This is a genomic window from Ensifer sp. SL37, assembly GCF_026672675.1.
Classification (GTDB): domain Bacteria; phylum Pseudomonadota; class Alphaproteobacteria; order Rhizobiales; family Rhizobiaceae; genus Ensifer; species Ensifer adhaerens.
The window spans coordinates 936,730-951,358 of the sequence record NZ_JAPPRN010000006.1 but is presented as its reverse complement, the minus strand read 5'-3'; the positions used below and the strand labels follow the sequence as shown (position 1 = coordinate 951,358).

17 protein-coding genes, 1 tRNA gene and 1 riboswitch are annotated in these 14,629 nt (G+C 63.2%); of the genes, 7 read left to right on the top strand and 11 right to left on the bottom strand.

Going from position 1 to position 14,629, the window contains the following annotated elements:
- Window positions 1-24: 24 nt before the first annotated feature.
- Window positions 25-417 carry a Co2+/Mg2+ efflux protein ApaG gene (apaG, locus tag OVA00_RS16760; RefSeq protein WP_034797159.1) on the bottom strand — a complete coding sequence of 131 codons (393 nt, stop codon included), beginning with the start codon at window positions 415-417 and terminating at the stop codon, window positions 25-27.
- Between apaG and OVA00_RS16755 the strand changes: the two genes are divergently transcribed.
- On the top strand, window positions 416-589 hold the full coding sequence (locus tag OVA00_RS16755; protein WP_156552925.1) for a hypothetical protein: 174 nt from the start codon (window positions 416-418) through the stop codon (window positions 587-589). The two genes, apaG and OVA00_RS16755, sit on opposite strands and share 2 nt — an antisense overlap.
- 55 nt (window positions 590-644) lie before the next feature.
- Here the strand turns inward: OVA00_RS16755 and OVA00_RS16750 are convergent, their stop codons facing one another.
- On the bottom strand, window positions 645-1,829 hold the full coding sequence (locus OVA00_RS16750) for an O-succinylhomoserine sulfhydrylase (protein ID WP_034797156.1): 1,185 nt from the start codon (window positions 1,827-1,829) through the stop codon (window positions 645-647).
- Window positions 1,830-1,873: 44 nt separating this feature from the next.
- A riboswitch (SAM riboswitch) is annotated at window positions 1,874-1,952 on the bottom strand.
- A gap of 74 nt (window positions 1,953-2,026) precedes the next feature.
- Between OVA00_RS16750 and OVA00_RS16745 the strand changes: the two genes are divergently transcribed.
- The 3 genes from OVA00_RS16745 to OVA00_RS16735 all read left to right on the top strand — a co-directional run bounded on the left by OVA00_RS16745 (window position 2,027) and on the right by OVA00_RS16735 (window position 4,257).
- On the top strand, window positions 2,027-3,124 hold the full coding sequence (locus OVA00_RS16745; RefSeq protein WP_060522346.1) for a 2'-deoxycytidine 5'-triphosphate deaminase: 1,098 nt from the start codon (window positions 2,027-2,029) through the stop codon (window positions 3,122-3,124).
- Between the two features lie 80 nt (window positions 3,125-3,204).
- Window positions 3,205-3,279, top strand: a tRNA-Gly gene (locus OVA00_RS16740).
- A gap of 144 nt (window positions 3,280-3,423) precedes the next feature.
- Complete coding sequence (locus OVA00_RS16735) at window positions 3,424-4,257, top strand: transporter substrate-binding domain-containing protein (RefSeq protein ID WP_268089347.1); 834 nt, start codon at window positions 3,424-3,426, stop codon at window positions 4,255-4,257.
- A 34-nt stretch (window positions 4,258-4,291) separates the two neighbouring features.
- On the opposite strand, the gene OVA00_RS16730 is transcribed toward OVA00_RS16735, so the two are convergent.
- The 3 genes from OVA00_RS16730 to OVA00_RS16720 form a co-directional block, all read right to left on the bottom strand.
- Window positions 4,292-4,702, bottom strand: coding sequence for a tellurite resistance TerB family protein (locus tag OVA00_RS16730; protein WP_034797150.1), 411 nt, complete (start codon window positions 4,700-4,702; stop codon window positions 4,292-4,294).
- Window positions 4,703-4,828: 126 nt separating this feature from the next.
- Window positions 4,829-5,641 carry a thermonuclease family protein gene (locus OVA00_RS16725; RefSeq protein WP_268089346.1) on the bottom strand — a complete coding sequence of 271 codons (813 nt, stop codon included), beginning with the start codon at window positions 5,639-5,641 and terminating at the stop codon, window positions 4,829-4,831.
- A gap of 13 nt (window positions 5,642-5,654) precedes the next feature.
- Window positions 5,655-6,308 (bottom strand): S24 family peptidase, encoded by a 654-nt coding sequence (locus OVA00_RS16720; RefSeq protein WP_268089345.1) that lies wholly within the window; start codon window positions 6,306-6,308, stop codon window positions 5,655-5,657.
- A 187-nt stretch (window positions 6,309-6,495) separates the two neighbouring features.
- Between OVA00_RS16720 and OVA00_RS16715 the strand changes: the two genes are divergently transcribed.
- Window positions 6,496-7,578 carry a calcium:proton antiporter gene (locus tag OVA00_RS16715; RefSeq protein WP_034797145.1) on the top strand — a complete coding sequence of 361 codons (1,083 nt, stop codon included), beginning with the start codon at window positions 6,496-6,498 and terminating at the stop codon, window positions 7,576-7,578.
- Window positions 7,579-7,597: 19 nt separating this feature from the next.
- Here the strand turns inward: OVA00_RS16715 and OVA00_RS16710 are convergent, their stop codons facing one another.
- Window positions 7,598-8,107: a winged helix-turn-helix transcriptional regulator gene (locus tag OVA00_RS16710; RefSeq protein WP_113293529.1), complete on the bottom strand. Its 510-nt coding sequence runs from the start codon at window positions 8,105-8,107 to the stop codon at window positions 7,598-7,600.
- Between the two features lie 133 nt (window positions 8,108-8,240).
- Here OVA00_RS16710 and OVA00_RS16705 point away from each other — a divergent pair, with 133 nt between their 5' ends.
- On the top strand, window positions 8,241-8,705 hold the full coding sequence (locus OVA00_RS16705) for an SRPBCC family protein (protein WP_034797141.1): 465 nt from the start codon (window positions 8,241-8,243) through the stop codon (window positions 8,703-8,705).
- Window positions 8,706-8,775: 70 nt separating this feature from the next.
- Here the strand turns inward: OVA00_RS16705 and OVA00_RS16700 are convergent, their stop codons facing one another.
- Window positions 8,776-9,357 (bottom strand): LysE family translocator, encoded by a 582-nt coding sequence (locus OVA00_RS16700; protein ID WP_060607132.1) that lies wholly within the window; start codon window positions 9,355-9,357, stop codon window positions 8,776-8,778.
- Window positions 9,358-9,577: 220 nt separating this feature from the next.
- Here OVA00_RS16700 and OVA00_RS16695 point away from each other — a divergent pair, with 220 nt between their 5' ends.
- Window positions 9,578-10,462 carry a DMT family transporter gene (locus OVA00_RS16695; RefSeq protein ID WP_034797139.1) on the top strand — a complete coding sequence of 295 codons (885 nt, stop codon included), beginning with the start codon at window positions 9,578-9,580 and terminating at the stop codon, window positions 10,460-10,462.
- Window positions 10,463-10,488: 26 nt separating this feature from the next.
- Here OVA00_RS16695 and OVA00_RS16690 read toward each other — a convergent pair whose 3' ends face one another.
- The 4 genes from OVA00_RS16690 to OVA00_RS16675 all read right to left on the bottom strand — a co-directional run bounded on the left by OVA00_RS16690 (window position 10,489) and on the right by OVA00_RS16675 (window position 14,622).
- The gene (locus OVA00_RS16690; protein ID WP_268089344.1) at window positions 10,489-11,322 is read right to left on the bottom strand and encodes a methyltransferase domain-containing protein; all 834 of its coding nucleotides are present in this window, start codon (window positions 11,320-11,322) and stop codon (window positions 10,489-10,491) included.
- A gap of 73 nt (window positions 11,323-11,395) precedes the next feature.
- Complete coding sequence (locus OVA00_RS16685) at window positions 11,396-11,824, bottom strand: GNAT family N-acetyltransferase (protein WP_089043236.1); 429 nt, start codon at window positions 11,822-11,824, stop codon at window positions 11,396-11,398.
- A 165-nt stretch (window positions 11,825-11,989) separates the two neighbouring features.
- A complete protein-coding gene (locus OVA00_RS16680; protein WP_268089343.1) occupies window positions 11,990-14,206 on the bottom strand; it encodes an FAD-dependent oxidoreductase in 2,217 nt (738 codons plus the stop codon).
- Window positions 14,207-14,217: 11 nt separating this feature from the next.
- Complete coding sequence (locus OVA00_RS16675) at window positions 14,218-14,622, bottom strand: YbaY family lipoprotein (protein WP_162727257.1); 405 nt, start codon at window positions 14,620-14,622, stop codon at window positions 14,218-14,220.
- Window positions 14,623-14,629: the final 7 nt, after the last annotated feature.

The following is a 14,629-nucleotide window of genomic DNA, read 5'->3' as shown; positions in this document are numbered from 1 at the left end:
CGACGCTAGTCCGAAGGACGCGCTTCAGTTCAGGGTGCGCACGAGCCCGGGTGAATCGAGCGAGAAGGCGGGGATGGCAACGTTGAAGGTCTCTCCGCCTTCCGATTCCATGCTGTAGTGGCCGAACATGACGCCTGAGGGCGTATCCAGAGGGCATCCGGACGAATACTCATAGGTATCGCCGGGATTGAGCAGCGGCTGCTCGCCGATGACGCCCGGACCGCTGACCTCGTCGACTTGCCCGTTCTCATCGGTAATGTGCCAGTAGCGCGTCATCAACCGCACGGACGCGTCCGAGTGGTTTGAGATGACGATGCGATAGCCCCAGACATAGCGGCCGTCATCGGGATCCGACTGCTCTTCGAGATAGTACGGCTCCACCGTAACTTCTATGTCGCGGGTCAAAGCGCGATACATGGGCATCACCTTGCTTCAGGTCTTTCAGGGTATTCTACAGCAAGATGGTTTCGTCAAGAATAACGGCAAGATTGTGCGATCCCATGATGGGACGGATGGCCGTGCTGACGCGATCGAGCGGGTGAAACGTGCCTGGCACCTTGGCGCCGCGCCGCCGGAAACCATCTCGTGACGGCCGGCAAGGGGCGTCGGCCGCCGTTGATCACGGCGGCCGTGTCTTCGTAAAATCAGGCCTTCACGGCCTTCAGCGCGCGGGCGAAATCTTCCACCACATCGTCGCTGTCCTCGATGCCGGCCGAGAAGCGCACGGTTCCGGCGGAAATGCCGAGCTCTTCGCGGGCCTCGTCGGTCAGGTTCTTGTGCGTGGTCGTTCCCGGATGGGTGATCAGGCTCTTGCTGTCGCCGAGGTTGTTGGAGATGCGCACGATCTCCAGCGCATTCTGCAGCGCGAAGGCTGCATCCTTGCCGCCCTTCAGTTCGAAGGCGACGAGCGTCGATCCGCCGGTCATCTGCTTGGCGATGATGTCGGCCTGCGGATGATCCTTGCGGCCAGGATAGATGACCTTGGCGACCTGCGGCTGTTCTGCCAGGAAGTCGGCCACGCGGCGGGCCGTTTCCGTCTGCTGACGCACGCGTAGCGGCAGCGTCTCGATGCCCTTCAGCAGCGTCCAGGCGTTGAACGGCGACATCGCCGGGCCGGTGTGGCGGAAGTAGTCGTGCAGGTGCTCGTTGATCCATTCCTTGTCGGAAAGCACGACACCGCCGAGGCAACGGCCCTGACCGTCGATATGCTTGGTGGCGGAATAGACGACGATATGGGCGCCGAGTTCCAGCGGCTTCTGGAAGAGCGGCGTCGCAAAGACGTTATCGACGACGACCTTGGCGCCGATCTGGTTGGCGAGCTTGGCAACGCCGGCAATGTCGATGACTTCGAGCGTCGGGTTGGTCGGGCTTTCGAGGAAGAAGACCTTGGTGTTCTTCTGGATCGCCTTTTCCCAGTTGGCGAGGTCGCGTCCGTCGACCAGCGTGCACTCGATGCCGTATTTCGGCGCCAGCGTCTCGACCACCCAGCGGCAGGAGCCGAAGAGGGCGCGGGCGGCGACGATGTGGTCGCCGGCCTTCAGCTGGCAGAGAATGGCGGCGGTGACGGCAGCCATGCCCGATGCCGTGGCGCGCGCATCCTCGGCGCCTTCCAGCATGCACATGCGCTTTTCAAACATGTCGTTGGTCGGGCTACCGTAGCGGGCGTAGATGAAGCCTTCGGTCTCGCCCTTGAAACGAGCTTCCGCAGCTTCCGACGTCTCGTAGACAAAGCCCTGGGTAAGGAAGATCGCCTCGGAGGTCTCTCCGTGCTGGGAACGGGTGGTCCCGCCATGGACCAGTTGCGTTGCGGGGCGCCAGTTTTTGCTCATGTGACGGTCACTTTCAAAAACAAAAAAACCGGCCGCGTGAAGGGCCGGTTTGACACCCGGCCTTTTTAGCTACTTGTTTAACGTGGCTGCAAGCCGACCGGCCAAATCACCACGGGATAAAGCTTCAATACTGCCAGGGTACGCTTGCGTCAATTCCCGGAGTTTGGTTTTGTCTCGCAACTGAAAAGAGGACTGCAATGGGCCGCGACACTGGGATTTTGGCCGATCGCGCGATCGCCGCGCTGTTAGAATCGGGACGCCTCAAAAGCGAGAAGCCGCTGGATGACGATCAGATCCAGCCGGCAAGCCTCGACCTGCGCCTAGGCTCGAAGGCTTTCCGCGTCCGCGCAAGCTTCATGCCGGGTCCGTCTCACCTCGTTGCCGACAAGCTCGACCGGCTGAAGCTGCACGTCGTCGATCTGACCGATGGCGCGGTGCTGGAAACGGGCTGCGTCTACATCGTGCCGCTGATGGAAAGCCTGGAACTGCCTGAGGGCATGTCGGCCTCGGCCAACCCGAAAAGCTCGACCGGTCGCCTCGACATCTTCACCCGCGTCATCACTGATCGCGCCCAGGAATTCGACAAGATCCCGGCCGGCTACAGCGGTCCGCTCTATCTCGAAATCAGCCCGCGCACCTTCCCGATCGTCGTGCGCCGCGGCTCGCGCCTGTCGCAGATCCGCTTCCGCATGGGCCAGTCTATCCTGTCGGAGCAGGAACTGCAGGCGCTGCACGAGAGCGACGTGCTGGTGGCGAGCGACAAGCCGAACGTCAGCGGCGGCGGCATCGCGCTGTCGATCGATCTGAAGGGCACCGGGCCGGAAGGCCTGATCGGCTATCGCGGCAAGCATCACACCGCCGTCATCGACGTCGACAAGAAAGCGCAGCACGCGATCTTCGATTTCTGGGAGCCACTCTACAGCCGTGGCCGCGACGAACTGATCCTCGATCCGGATGAGTTCTACATTCTCGTCTCGCGCGAGGCGGTGCATGTTCCACCGCTTTATGCGGCCGAGATGACGCCGTTCGATCCGCTGGTCGGCGAGTTTCGCGTGCATTATGCCGGCTTCTTCGATCCGGGTTTCGGCCATGCCTCGGCCGGCGGCACGGGCAGCCGAGCCGTGCTCGAAGTGCGCAGCCACGAGGTGCCGTTCATCCTCGAACACGGCCAGATCGTCGGCCGCCTGATCTACGAACACATGCTGGAACGGCCGGATGGTCTCTATGGCCTCGGCGTCGGCTCCAACTACCAGGCGCAGGGCCTGAAGCTCTCGAAGCATTTCCGCGCCGAGTAGGGGATTTCGCAGCACCCTTACGCGATCCCGCGCAAGGGTGCTTGACAGATCGCCCCGGTTCGGGAAATTTCGCAGGCACCGCGGGTGTAGTTCAGCGGTAGAACGCCAGCTTCCCAAGCTGGATGTCGTCGGTTCGATCCCGATCACCCGCTCCATTCTTTCTCGTCCCGTTCCTTGTGTAACCGCGTTCTCGTGGCGGCCTATGGTCAGCTGCGCTGCGGCCGGTTACTTTACCGCTCGATGAATCACCGCGGTTCCAAGGGCCGCCCCTGCCACATGAGACGTGCCGGCCGCTGCCCATGAAAGTTCTTTCCCTTTTCGCCCTTTGCGCATCCTTGATCGCGACGCCGCTTGCGGCCGAGGCCAAGGATCTGCCGCTGCTGTTCGACGCGCGCGAACGCATCGCCAAGCCCGATCTCACGGGCCTGGCGCGCCTGCGTTTCTTGACGACGGTGGATTTTCCGCCGTTCAACTTCATCGACCAGTCCGGCAAGCTTTCGGGATTTCATGTCGATCTCGTGCGCGAGATCTGCCGCGAGCTCGACATCGAAGCCAAATGCCAGATCCAGGCCGTGACCTATGCGGAGCTGCTGCCGGCACTGGAAGAGGGGCAGGGCGAGGCGGTGGCCGCCGGTATCGCCGTCGGTCCGGAACTGCGCCAACGCTTCGGCTTTTCCCGCGCCTTCATGCGGCTTCCGGCGCGCTTCGCCGTCAACACCAAGGCGGCGGGAGCAGTCTCGGCACCGAGCGATCTCAAGGGGAAGCCGGTCGGTGTCGTCGCCGGAACCACGCATGAGGCGATGTTCAAGGCGTTTTTCCCGAAGATCGAGGCCAAGGTCTATCCCGACCGCGAGGCCATGCTGACGGCTCTGCAGAAGGGCGATGTGCCGGCGGTGTTTTCCGACGGCATGCAGCTGTCCTTCTGGATCTCGGGTAGCGCTGCTGGCGGCTGCTGCACGCTTGTCGATGGCGCCTACTTCTCGCAGCGCTTCCTCGGTGAAGGCCTGACGATCATGAACCGCAAGTCCGAGGCTGCCCTGACCCAGGCGATCGATCACGCGCTGCTGGCGCTGTCGCGCAGTGGCCGCTTGGAGGAAATCTACCTGCGCTACTTCCCAAACGGAATCTACTAGGCGCCAGGACTTCTCGGCGTGATCACCGGCCGGCCTATCGGCGGAAGCGGGCGAGCGCGCCGCGCTCGATAGCGGCGCAAGTCAGCTTGTCGAGGCCAAGCCGGTCGCGCAGCAACTGCAGCAGGCGGATTTCTTCGTTGCGGATGCGCTGGTCGGCGGCCGCGATCTCGACGGCGAGCGCATAGGCCGTCTCGTGGAACTTCTCCGGCAGCGCTTCGCGCACGATCTCGAGCATGATGTCGAGCCCTTCGGGCGCCGCCAGCTGTGCCGAGCATTCATGGCCGATATGGACGAGGCTGTCCTCGTCGAAGCCGTCGAACACGGGCAGGAATTGAACCAGCCGGCCGATGCGGGCAAACTCGTCGTCGCTCATCTCGCGGTCGACCGCCGACATCATCACCATGACATAGATGAGAGCTTCGTGGTGGCTGAGGCTTGGTTGCATGGGCTTTCCGGCGGTAGAGCGATTCCAGGATGGGACGGTTCCTGATCCGGAATTGCGTCGTTTGAAAGAGTTGAGCCATCTGCCGCTTTCGGCAGACGGTCGAGAGCTGGGAATTGTCGCGGCTATTTACAAGTCCGGCTGCGAGGCGTCCACTCCGATGCCGAGGGTCGGATCGTCGAATGTCATCGGCGTGTGGTTGAGGTCGCGCGGATCGTCACCGTAAAAACCGAGCTTCGCCTGGCGTGCTGCGTCGGCGCGTTTTTCGAGGGTCGAGCCGGGAACCGGCGTTGCCCAGCCATTGTCGACGAGCCAGGTGGCAAGATCCTGTCCGCCAAGCGTGCAGGAGGCGGTGGCCGAAGGGCCGGAATCTCCTTCGGGCAGATCGCAGCTGACCGCACGTGCGCGCAGGAAGTTTCTGAAGGCGGTTCGCGCGACGATGCCGCAGGGCCAGCTCTTGCCGGCGCTTTCGCAGGTCCGCTCCGCTTGTTCCGGCTCGATGCCGTCGATCTGCAGCGTCAGCTTGTCGAACTGGATCACACCGGCGGCGACCGCGACCGGGCGATAGAGTACGGTCGGCCCGGCGGCCTTCGCTTCCTTCTTCGGTTCCGACAACGGCGCGCGCGGTTCCACCCGTTCGAGTGGCGCACTGGTGACCGTATCGGGCAGGCCGAACTGCTGTGGCTCGATGGCGCGCGCCGCATTTTCCGTCGTGGGCGATTGTTCGCTGGTCGTCGCCGCGCCGCCGGGGTCGAGCGGGACCTCGTCGTCGGCCTGATCCGGCGTCGCCTCGAAATCTGTCATGTCGGGCGTTTCGAGAACGAGTTCCGGTGTGGCGGCGGTCTCACGGTCGCGGATGGCAACAGCGCCCGCATAGAGGATGCCGGTGAAAAGGGCGATTGCGGCGATGCCGCCGGCAAGGGTGTAGAAATGTTGCCGCATCAGGAAGGACGTCCTATTGGCTGGCCCAGATAATTCGGGCGATCCATTCGATCTGGCTGGTCTCGAAGCTCCGGTTCGGATGCTCGGGATTGAGCGACAGAAGTTCGATCACACGCGGCGTCTGGCGCGTGAGCACCTTTGCCATGACCTCGCCTTCTTGCGTCTTCACCACGACCCGATCGCCACGCCGGATCGGCGCGCCGGGGTCGACGATCAGGATGTCGCCGTCGCGGTAGAGCGGCAGCATGCTGTCTCCCTGCACCCCGAGCGCATAGGTGCCGCTGCGCTTTTCCGCATCCGTCGGAAAATCGATGACGTCCCAGCCCTGACCGGCGGGAAAGCCGCCATCGTCGAAGTAGCCGCCGGCACCCGCCTGGGCAAAGCCGATCAGCGGGATCGTGGCAGCGGCCACCGGTTCGGAAGACGCTGGGGCCCCGTCCGGCTGCAGTAGGCTTGTGAACTGGTCCATGGTGGCGCCCGTCGCCCCCAGCACCTTGGCGATCGATTCTGTCGAGGGCCAGCGCTCGCGCCCGTCGGCGGAGCGACGTTTGGATTTGTTGAAGGAGGTCGGGTCGAGGCCGGCACGGCGCGCGAGGCCGGACGGCGAGAGCTGGTGGCGCTCGGCCAGGGTGTCGATAGCGTGCCAGATCGTGCCGTGAGACAACATGACGAGAGATCCAGGCCGGGCAGGCGGCCACTTGCTGCTTTGGTTCCCGGCCACACTACCGAAACGCTGCAGGGCGGTAAAGAATCGGGAGGAAAATAGTCCTCTTTCCGTCATTTGCTTTGCGGGACGCGGCCCCTATAGTTCCGGTGATGGGCAGGACAGGCTTTCGGTGGAGGGCGTTTTGTTGATGCGCATGAAAGCGGAACGCCTGCTGATCGTCGCCATGCTTGCCGCGGTCGCCGGGCTTGCGCTCGAAGATCGCCTGCTTGAGATGGGGCGCCTCGCAACGCTTCTCGGTGCCGCCGGTCTGGTGGTTGCGATCGTGCTTGCTTCGCTGCGGGTGTCGCATCACGCCGAGGTTCTGGCATCCAAGGTCGGCGATCCCTATGGCACGATGATCCTCACGCTGTCGGCGGTGCTCGTCGAAGTCGTCGTGCTGGCGATCATGATGACCAGCGAGACCTCGCCGACGCTGGTGCGCGACACGATCTATGCGGCCGTCATGCTCGACATCAACGGCATCCTGGGCCTTGCAGCCCTTCTCGGAGGTCTGAAGCACGGCGAACAGCCCTATAATGACGATTCCGCCCGCACCTACAGCGTGATGATCCTGACGGCGATGGGGATTTCTATGATCGTGCCGGAATTCGTGCCGGCGGCGAAATGGCATCTCTACTCGGCCTTCACCATCGGCGCGATGATCACGCTCTACGCCCTGTTCCTGCGCATGCAGGTGGGCGTGCACAGCTACTTCTTCAGCTACAGCTATCCGAAGGCGAAGGGCGAGGGGAGCGCGAGAGAGGGCGGCCCGGACCAGCCGGTGCTGCCGTCGATCGTGATCCTGATCCTCGGCATCGTGCTGATTGGTGTGCTGGCGGAAGTGATGTCGTCGCTGCTGACATCGGGCTTGAAAGGGAGCGGTGCACCGCCCGCTGTCACGGCCATCGTCGTCGCGGCGATTTCCGCCTCTCCGGAGATCATGACCGCCATGCGCGCCGCTCTCGCAAATCGCATGCAGGCGGTCGTCAATATCGCGCTCGGCGCTTCGCTTTCGACCGTCATCCTGACGGTGCCGGTGATGGAGGCGATCGCGCTCTATACCGGCCAGCCGTTCCTGATGGCGATGTCGCCGGTGCAGACGGTGATGGTGACGATCACGCTGATCGTTGCCGCGATCAACCTCAATGACGGCCAGACCAACGCCATCGAGGGCATGACGCATTTCGTGCTGTTTGCCACCTTCGTCATGCTCTCGGCGATCGGGCTCTGAACCGGCCGCCGGGCGAGCGTCAGGCCGTCGCCTTTTCCTGCGCCTTCCTGGCGACCACCTCTTCATAGGCGGCCTGGAGCGTGGCGCGCACCCGCGGCGGGCCATCGAGCGGCATCCCCAGATGGTCGTGCCGCAGCTCTTCCATGAAGCGATCCCAGAGCGCCGGGCCGCCGTTCTCCATGAGTTCGGCGCGAATGCTGAGCTCTTCGCTGACCGCCAGGTAGCGCCGTCCCCAGGCACCGAGCTGGGCCATGATCGGCACGAGCGCAATCGTCATTTCCGTCAGGCTGTAGATCGCCTTCTGCTTGTGCGTGGGGTCGTCGCGCTTCGTCAGCATTCCCTGTTCGACCAGCATCTTCAGCCGATCCGCAAGGATATTCGATGAGATACCCTCCTGCGATCGCAGCAGCTCCCGGAAGTGCCGTTTGCCGCCGAAGATCATGTCGCGAATGATCAGCAGGCTCCATTTGTCGCCGAACACTTCGAGCGAAAGATTGATCGGGCAACCCGAGCGCATGTCGTCCTTCATTGGCACCTCTTTAAAACCGCTTGCATTATCGCATCACTGACGCTAACGTTCAACTGATTTCAAAATTATAGCAGTTCATATTCGAAACCAGTTGCGTATAAGCCATCGGTTTCCGACCCAGAGGAGGCAGGACATGACTGACAGATCCGTGGAACATTCGAGCTTCACCATTGAACGCAGCTTCAAGGCGACACCGGTTGAGGTGTTCAGGGCGTTCTCGGAGCCAGCCGCAAAGGAGCGCTGGTTCGTCAACGTCGAAGCCGGGGCGCAGATCACCCACGACTTCCGCGTCGGCGGCCGCGAAAGCGGTCGCTTCAGCGTGGACGACGGGACGACCTATTACGACGATACCGTCTATCTCGATATCGTCGAGAACCGCCGGATCATCTTTGCCTATACGATGACGCAGAACGACAGGCGGATTTCTGCCTCCGTCGCCACGGTCGATATCCAGCCTGCGGGCACCGGCACGCGCCTCGTCTTTACCGAACAGGTGGCCTTCCTCGACGGGCTCGACAAGCTCGAGTACCGCCGCGGAGGCTGGGAAGAGTTGATGGGGGCGTTGGCCAAGGAACTCGGCGAGGCGGTTGCTGCCTGAGCACAACGTTTGGCCGCGCATAGCGATCGATATCCCGGAGGACACGTGCTGGTCCTCCGGGATTTTTTTGCTAGTGCATGGCGGCAATCGCGCTGCCGGCGATGCCGACGGAGAAGAGCGTGAGGCAGACGGCGGCGATCCGCCGCGGCAGGTGCGAAGCCGAAAGACCCTTGGACATCTGCACCAGCAGGGCGCCGGCCCCGATCCAGGTCGACCCGGCGGCGATGACCAGCAGGGAGAAGCCGGCGATCCAGGGCCAGACGGCTGCCAGTCCTGTCTGCGGCAACAGCACCAGGGCGACGATCAGGGCTTTCGGATTGAGCAGCGTCGTGACGAAGACTTGTCGGATGGAGATGACGACACCTTCGCTGCGCTCGGCATCGGTCGTCCAGAGCGCATAGGCGAGGTAGAGAACCCAGCAGGCGGCAATGAGCCTCAGCGCCAGGCCGAGGTTCGGATGGGCGGCAAGGAACGGTGCGAGCAACGCGACGGCGGGAATGATCACCGCGAGATAGCCGCCGAGCTCGCCGTTCAAAAGCGGCAGCGACCGGCGAAACCCGGCCGATGCGCCGGAGAGCCAAAGCAGCGTGTTCGTCGGACCGGGCGTCGCGAGCAGGACGAGGGCGGCAAGGGCAAAGGCGAGCGGCTGCATGTCGTTGGGACCCGAGTTTCATGGTCGTTATCGCTGCCTTCTAGCAGCGGCGCAAGCGCCGGTTCTTGATCTCCATCAAGCTTGCTGTCCGATCCGTGGTGCAGGCCACCCCAAGAAATCGCCACAGCGCCGCCCCGACATGCCCCTTCCGCGCCCGTCGCGGCCGCGCTATCAGACGGGCTCCGCCGCTTCTCCTCCCGCCGGCGTGATCGAGGCTCCCATGAACAAGACCGTCCTGTCAGGCATCGTCATGACGACGTTTTCCTATTTCCTGTTTTCGCTGCAGGATGCGTCGGTCAAATGGCTGGTCGTCGGCTACTCGGTCTGGCAGATCCTGTTTACCCGCAGCATCACCATTCTCCTGCTCTGCCTTGTGATCGGTCGCGGCAAGCTGGTGCGCAGCGCCATCTCGTCGCCGGTGATCAAACCGCTCTTCGTGCGCAATCTTTTGCTGCTCGCTGCCTGGCTTTCCTATTTCAACGCGGCGCGCGACCTCGGCCTGGCGGAGATGACCACCCTTTACTACGCCGCGCCGATCATCGTGACGCTGCTTGCTGTACCGATCCTGAAGGAGGACGTTCCGCCGATCCGCTGGTTCGCCGTGTTCATCGGTTTCGTCGGCGTGCTCATCGCCTGCGATCCGCTCGGCACCGGCATGAAACTGTCGCTGCCGGTGTTCCTGGCGCTTATCGCCGCCGTCTTCTGGGCGATCGGCACGGTGATGCTGCGCAAGACGGCACTTCAGGAAACGACCCTGGTGCAGATGACGATCTCCAACGTCTTTTTCATCGGCATGACCGGGCTTGCCGTCGGCTTTTTCTGGACACCGCCTGCGCTCTTCGACGTCGCGCTGATGGCCGGAACCGGCGTCATCGCCGGCATCGCCCAGTACGCGCTGTTCGAGGGCATGCGCCGGGCACCGATCTCGGTGATCGCGCCGTTCGAATATACCTCGCTCGTCTGGGCCTTCGGGCTCGGCTTCCTGATCTGGGGCGACGTTCCGGCCATGAACGTCTTTGCCGGCGCCGGGCTGATCTTTGCGGCTGGCCTGCTGATCATCGTCGGCGAACGACTGGCGCATCGGCGCGCCGGTGCCGCCGCTTAGAGATACGGAACGGACGGAAATCGTCGTCATGCTTTGATGACGAGCGCCTCGGGAACACGGCCGGTCAGCCGGAAGAACATGTGTGAGGTCACGAGCACGTTTGGATCGGCAAGATGCCGGTCGAGTGCTTCCAGATCGGCATCGAGCTCGGCCTGGCCGATGAAGCCTTCGGCGACAAGCCCGCCGCGGACATTGTCGATGAAATCCCGAAGGATCGGCCGGCGGTCGTGACCCGGCGGATAGACATGCTCGACAGCGTCGACGGATATCGCCTCGATACCGGCGTTCCGGAACAGACGATGCAGCCGGCGACCGATATTGAGGTCGATGCCTCTGGCGGCGGAATAGGCGACATAGGCGGCAAGCAGCCGGTCCCAGGCGGCAAGCGGCGGATCGCAGATATGTCCGAGGAAATCGGCCTCGAAGCTCGCAATCCAGCCACCCGGCCGTACCAATGACACCATTTCGAGCACGATCAGCTCTGGCCGCGGCACGTTGACGAGCACCAGCCGCATATGAGCGCCGTCGAAGGAACGGCGCGGCAGGCCTGTCGCATAGGCATCGCCCTCGCGCACTTCCACCTGGGGGAGCGCATGGCCGGCGACGAAGCGGCGGGCGAGTTCGACGAAATTCGGATCGCGTTCGATGCCGAGCACCGATCCGTTTGGCCCGACGCGTTTGCCAAGTAGGTGCAGAACTCCACCGGGGCCGCAGCCAAGATCGACGACGCGTTCGCCCGACCGGATGCCGACCCGTTCGAGCTGCTGGTCGGAATCAGGGGCGAGATTGGCAATCTGTCGTTTCAGGCGTTCTTCTTCGGGCCCGGCGCGCCCAAGAAGATAGAGATCAGGCTCGCTCATGGCGTGTCCCCCTCTGACCTCGCGGAGGATGCGCCTGCGCGCGAAGAGCGTCAATCAGAAGATGCTGATAAGCTTAACGCACGCCGGACGTCATGAAACGTCGCTCGGGAGTTTCCTCGTAGATCACAAGACCTTCGCGGCGATAGAAGGCAACCGCCGGGTTGGTCGTCAGCACGCTCAGACGCAAGGGCAGGCCGATCGATGCCGCCTCGGCAAGCACCTGCCTCAGAGCGAAAGCGCCATGGCCACGCTTCTGATGTTTGGGCGCGACATAGAGCTTGTTGACCCAGAGATGGTCTTCGCGCCGCGTCACCGAAACGCAGCCGACATCTTCGCGGTCCGACACGACGATACGATGCTCGCCAAGGATCAGCGCATCCGCCGGCCGCGGCCGCCAGCTGCCCCAAAGCGCGATCGCATAGTTGCGCATGCAGGCTTCTTCCAGCCAGTGCAGATAGGGTTCGTCGCCGGGGACGGCGGGGCGGAGGGCGGCTTTGGTCATGGCTTCGTCATGGAGTGTGGTTCAATCCGCGCAGGCCTAGCACCACAACCGTAACAGAGTGATGGCGGCCGGGTGGGCGCTAAGCCGGCAAGGGCCTCGAGCAGGCCGTGCTCAAACGAAAACAGGCCCTCGAGCGGGCCTGCTTCCAATGCTATTCAGCGAACCTTACGCCGCCTGCTTCTTCTCGCCATAGGGGTCGAAGCGGCCGTAGAAGGTCTCGCCGCGTTCGGCCATTTCCTTGAGGAGTGCCGTCGGTTTGAAGTGGTTGCCATAATCCTTGGCGAGCGTCTCGCACATCTCGACGAAGGCCTTCACGCCCATGCCGTCGATGTAGGAGAGCGTGCCGCCGGTATAGGGCGCAAAGCCGAAGCCGAGGATCGAGCCGACGTCTGCTTCGCGCGGATCGGTGACGATGCCTTCTTCCATGGTGCGGGCCGCTTCGAGCGCGATCGTCGCCAGGAACCGTTGCTTCAGCACCTCGACGTCGATCGTGTCTGCGTTCTTCTGCGGATAGAGGGTTTTCAGCTCCGGCCACAGATACTTCTTGGCGGGCTTGGCCGGATACTCGTAGAAGCCCTTGCCGTTCTTGCGACCGCGACGGTCGAGATCGTCGACCATCTTGTTGATCAGCGCCAGGTGCTTGGGATCGACGGCCTTTTCGCCGAGGTCGGCGACGGTGGCCTTGAGGATCTTCTGGCTGAGGTCGATCGCCACTTCGTCGTTGAGCGACAGCGGGCCGACCGGCATGCCGGCCATCTTGGCGGCATTTTCGATCATCGCCGGCGGCACGCCTTCGATCAGCATGTCATAGGCTTCGTGGATGTAGCGGAAGACGCAACGGTTGACGTAGAAGCCGCGGGTGTCGTTGACGACGATCGGCGTCTTCTTGATCGCCGCGACATAGTCGAGTGCCACGGCGAGCGCCCTGTCGCCGCTCTCCTTACCGAGGATCACTTCCGTCAGCATCATCTTCTCGACTGGTGAGAAGAAGTGGACGCCGATGAACTGGCCCGGGCGCTTGGAGTTCTTGGCAAGACCGGTGATCGGCAGCGTCGAGGTGTTGGAGGCAAAGATCGCGTCTTCGGCAATCACCGCTTCCACCTTCTCGATCACGTCCTTCTTGACCTGGCGATCCTCGAACACCGCTTCGACGACGAGGCCGGCGGTCTTCAGGTCATTGTAGTCGGCCGAAGGGGTGATACGGGCAAGCAGCGCCTCGCCCTCTTCCTTGGTCAGGCGGCCCTTGCCGATCGAATCCTTGACCAGGCCTTCCGAATGCGCCTTGCCCTTTTCGGCCGCTTCCATGTCGCGGTCGATCAGCGTCACCGCAATGCCGGCAGCAGCCGTCACATAGGCGATCGAGGCGCCCATGAAGCCGGCGCCGACGACGCCGACATGCTTGAATTCGGACTTCGGCACGCCGGCCGGACGACGGGCGCCCTTGCCGAGTTCCTGCATCGAGACGAACAGCGAGCGGATCATCGAGAAGGCTTCGGTCGTTTGAAGGATCTCGGTGAAGTAGCGCTGCTCGATCTTGAGCGCCGTGTCGAACGGTACCTGCAGGCCTTCATAGACGCACTTCAGGATCGCGACGGCGCCCGGATAGTTGCCGTAGGTCTCGCGGCGCAGGATGCCGGAAGCGGCCGGCCAGAGCTGGGCCGAAGCCGGCGTCCAGATGCCGCCGCCCGGAACCTTGTAGCCCTTTTCGTCCCACGGCTGGACCGGCTTCAGGCCGTTCTTGATCATCGCCTTGGCCGCGTCGACCAGCTTGTCGGCATCGACGACTTCATGCACCAGGCCAAGCGCCTTGGCGCGGGCTGCCGTCAGCGACGAGCCTGTCGTCATCATCTGCAGCGCGTCCTGCGCATTGGTCAGGCGCGGCACGCGCTGGGTGCCGCCGGCGCCCGGGAAGATGCCGACCTTGACTTCCGGCAGGGCAATCTTCACCGACTTGGAATTCGACGCGACGCGGCCGTGGCAGGCGAGCGACAGCTCGAAGGCACCGCCCATGCAGGTGCCGTTGATCGCCGATACCCATGGCTTGCCCGAGGTTTCGAGCTTGCGGAAGAGCCCGGTCATGCGGCCGACGAGATCGAAAAGCTTCTGGGCGGCGTTATCCGGATCCTTCTTCTTTTCTTCCTGCTGGAAGGTGAACATCGACTTGATCATCGAGAGATCAGCGCCGCCGGAGAAGCTCGACTTGCCGGAGGTAAAGACGACGCCCTTGACGGCGGCATCGGCCGTGGTCTGGTCGACGATCGCGTTGAGCTCTTCCATCACCTCCTGAGTGAAGACGTTCATCGACTTCTCAGGCATGTCCCAGGTGACGAGCGCGATGCCGTCAGCGTCGGTCTCGATCTTGAAATTGGTGTAATTCGTCATGGTTCTCCCCCTCAGTAGAGAATGGGTTCGATCTGCAGCGAGACGTTCGATCCGCCGCTGTAACGTTGCTTGCTGGTGTTGGTGGCGATCAGCCGGCCGTCGCGCTCGACGCGGATGGTGAAGCCCGCGTCGACAGCCTTGTCGAGTTCGGGCTTCGGCACCTGCAGCACGAAGGGCACGCGGGTGGCCTTGCCGTCGCTGACAACCGAAGTCTCGGCGATCAGTTTGGCGGCGACGTCCATCACGCCCTGCTCTTCGAGCCGGATCGTGACGGTGCCGGCCGGAACCGGGCCGCTCGCGACATTGGAGATCGCACCGGTGAGCGTGAAGCTGTCGCCGCCTTCCTCCTCGTCGGAGACGCAGCCCGCGGCTGCAAGCAGCCCCAGGCCCATCACTCCGAGAAGGGTGCGGCGCATCACGTCC

Bases quoted from the DNA above. Each gene is read 5' to 3' on its own strand.
- OVA00_RS16680 (WP_268089343.1), bottom strand. From the start codon at position 14,206: ATGACGAATTACACCAATTTCAAGATCGAGACCGACGCTGACGGCATC.
- OVA00_RS16730 (WP_034797150.1), bottom strand. From the start codon at position 4,702: ATGCAACCAAGCCTCAGCCACCACGAAGCTCTCATCTATGTCATGGTG.
- OVA00_RS16690 (WP_268089344.1), bottom strand. From the start codon at position 11,322: ATGAGCGAGCCTGATCTCTATCTTCTTGGGCGCGCCGGGCCCGAAGAA.
- OVA00_RS16725 (WP_268089346.1), bottom strand. From the start codon at position 5,641: ATGCGGCAACATTTCTACACCCTTGCCGGCGGCATCGCCGCAATCGCC.
- OVA00_RS16700 (WP_060607132.1), bottom strand. From the start codon at position 9,357: ATGCAGCCGCTCGCCTTTGCCCTTGCCGCCCTCGTCCTGCTCGCGACG.
- OVA00_RS16695 (WP_034797139.1), top strand. From the start codon at position 9,578: ATGAACAAGACCGTCCTGTCAGGCATCGTCATGACGACGTTTTCCTAT.
- OVA00_RS16705 (WP_034797141.1), top strand. From the start codon at position 8,241: ATGACTGACAGATCCGTGGAACATTCGAGCTTCACCATTGAACGCAGC.
- OVA00_RS16735 (WP_268089347.1), top strand. From the start codon at position 3,424: ATGAAAGTTCTTTCCCTTTTCGCCCTTTGCGCATCCTTGATCGCGACG.
- OVA00_RS16715 (WP_034797145.1), top strand. From the start codon at position 6,496: ATGCGCATGAAAGCGGAACGCCTGCTGATCGTCGCCATGCTTGCCGCG.
- OVA00_RS16755 (WP_156552925.1), top strand. From the start codon at position 416: ATGGGCATCACCTTGCTTCAGGTCTTTCAGGGTATTCTACAGCAAGAT.
- OVA00_RS16750 (WP_034797156.1), bottom strand. From the start codon at position 1,829: ATGAGCAAAAACTGGCGCCCCGCAACGCAACTGGTCCATGGCGGGACC.
- OVA00_RS16675 (WP_162727257.1), bottom strand. From the start codon at position 14,622: ATGCGCCGCACCCTTCTCGGAGTGATGGGCCTGGGGCTGCTTGCAGCC.
- OVA00_RS16685 (WP_089043236.1), bottom strand. From the start codon at position 11,824: ATGACCAAAGCCGCCCTCCGCCCCGCCGTCCCCGGCGACGAACCCTAT.
- OVA00_RS16745 (WP_060522346.1), top strand. From the start codon at position 2,027: ATGGGCCGCGACACTGGGATTTTGGCCGATCGCGCGATCGCCGCGCTG.
- OVA00_RS16710 (WP_113293529.1), bottom strand. From the start codon at position 8,107: ATGAAGGACGACATGCGCTCGGGTTGCCCGATCAATCTTTCGCTCGAA.
- apaG (WP_034797159.1), bottom strand. From the start codon at position 417: ATGTATCGCGCTTTGACCCGCGACATAGAAGTTACGGTGGAGCCGTAC.
- OVA00_RS16720 (WP_268089345.1), bottom strand. From the start codon at position 6,308: ATGTTGTCTCACGGCACGATCTGGCACGCTATCGACACCCTGGCCGAG.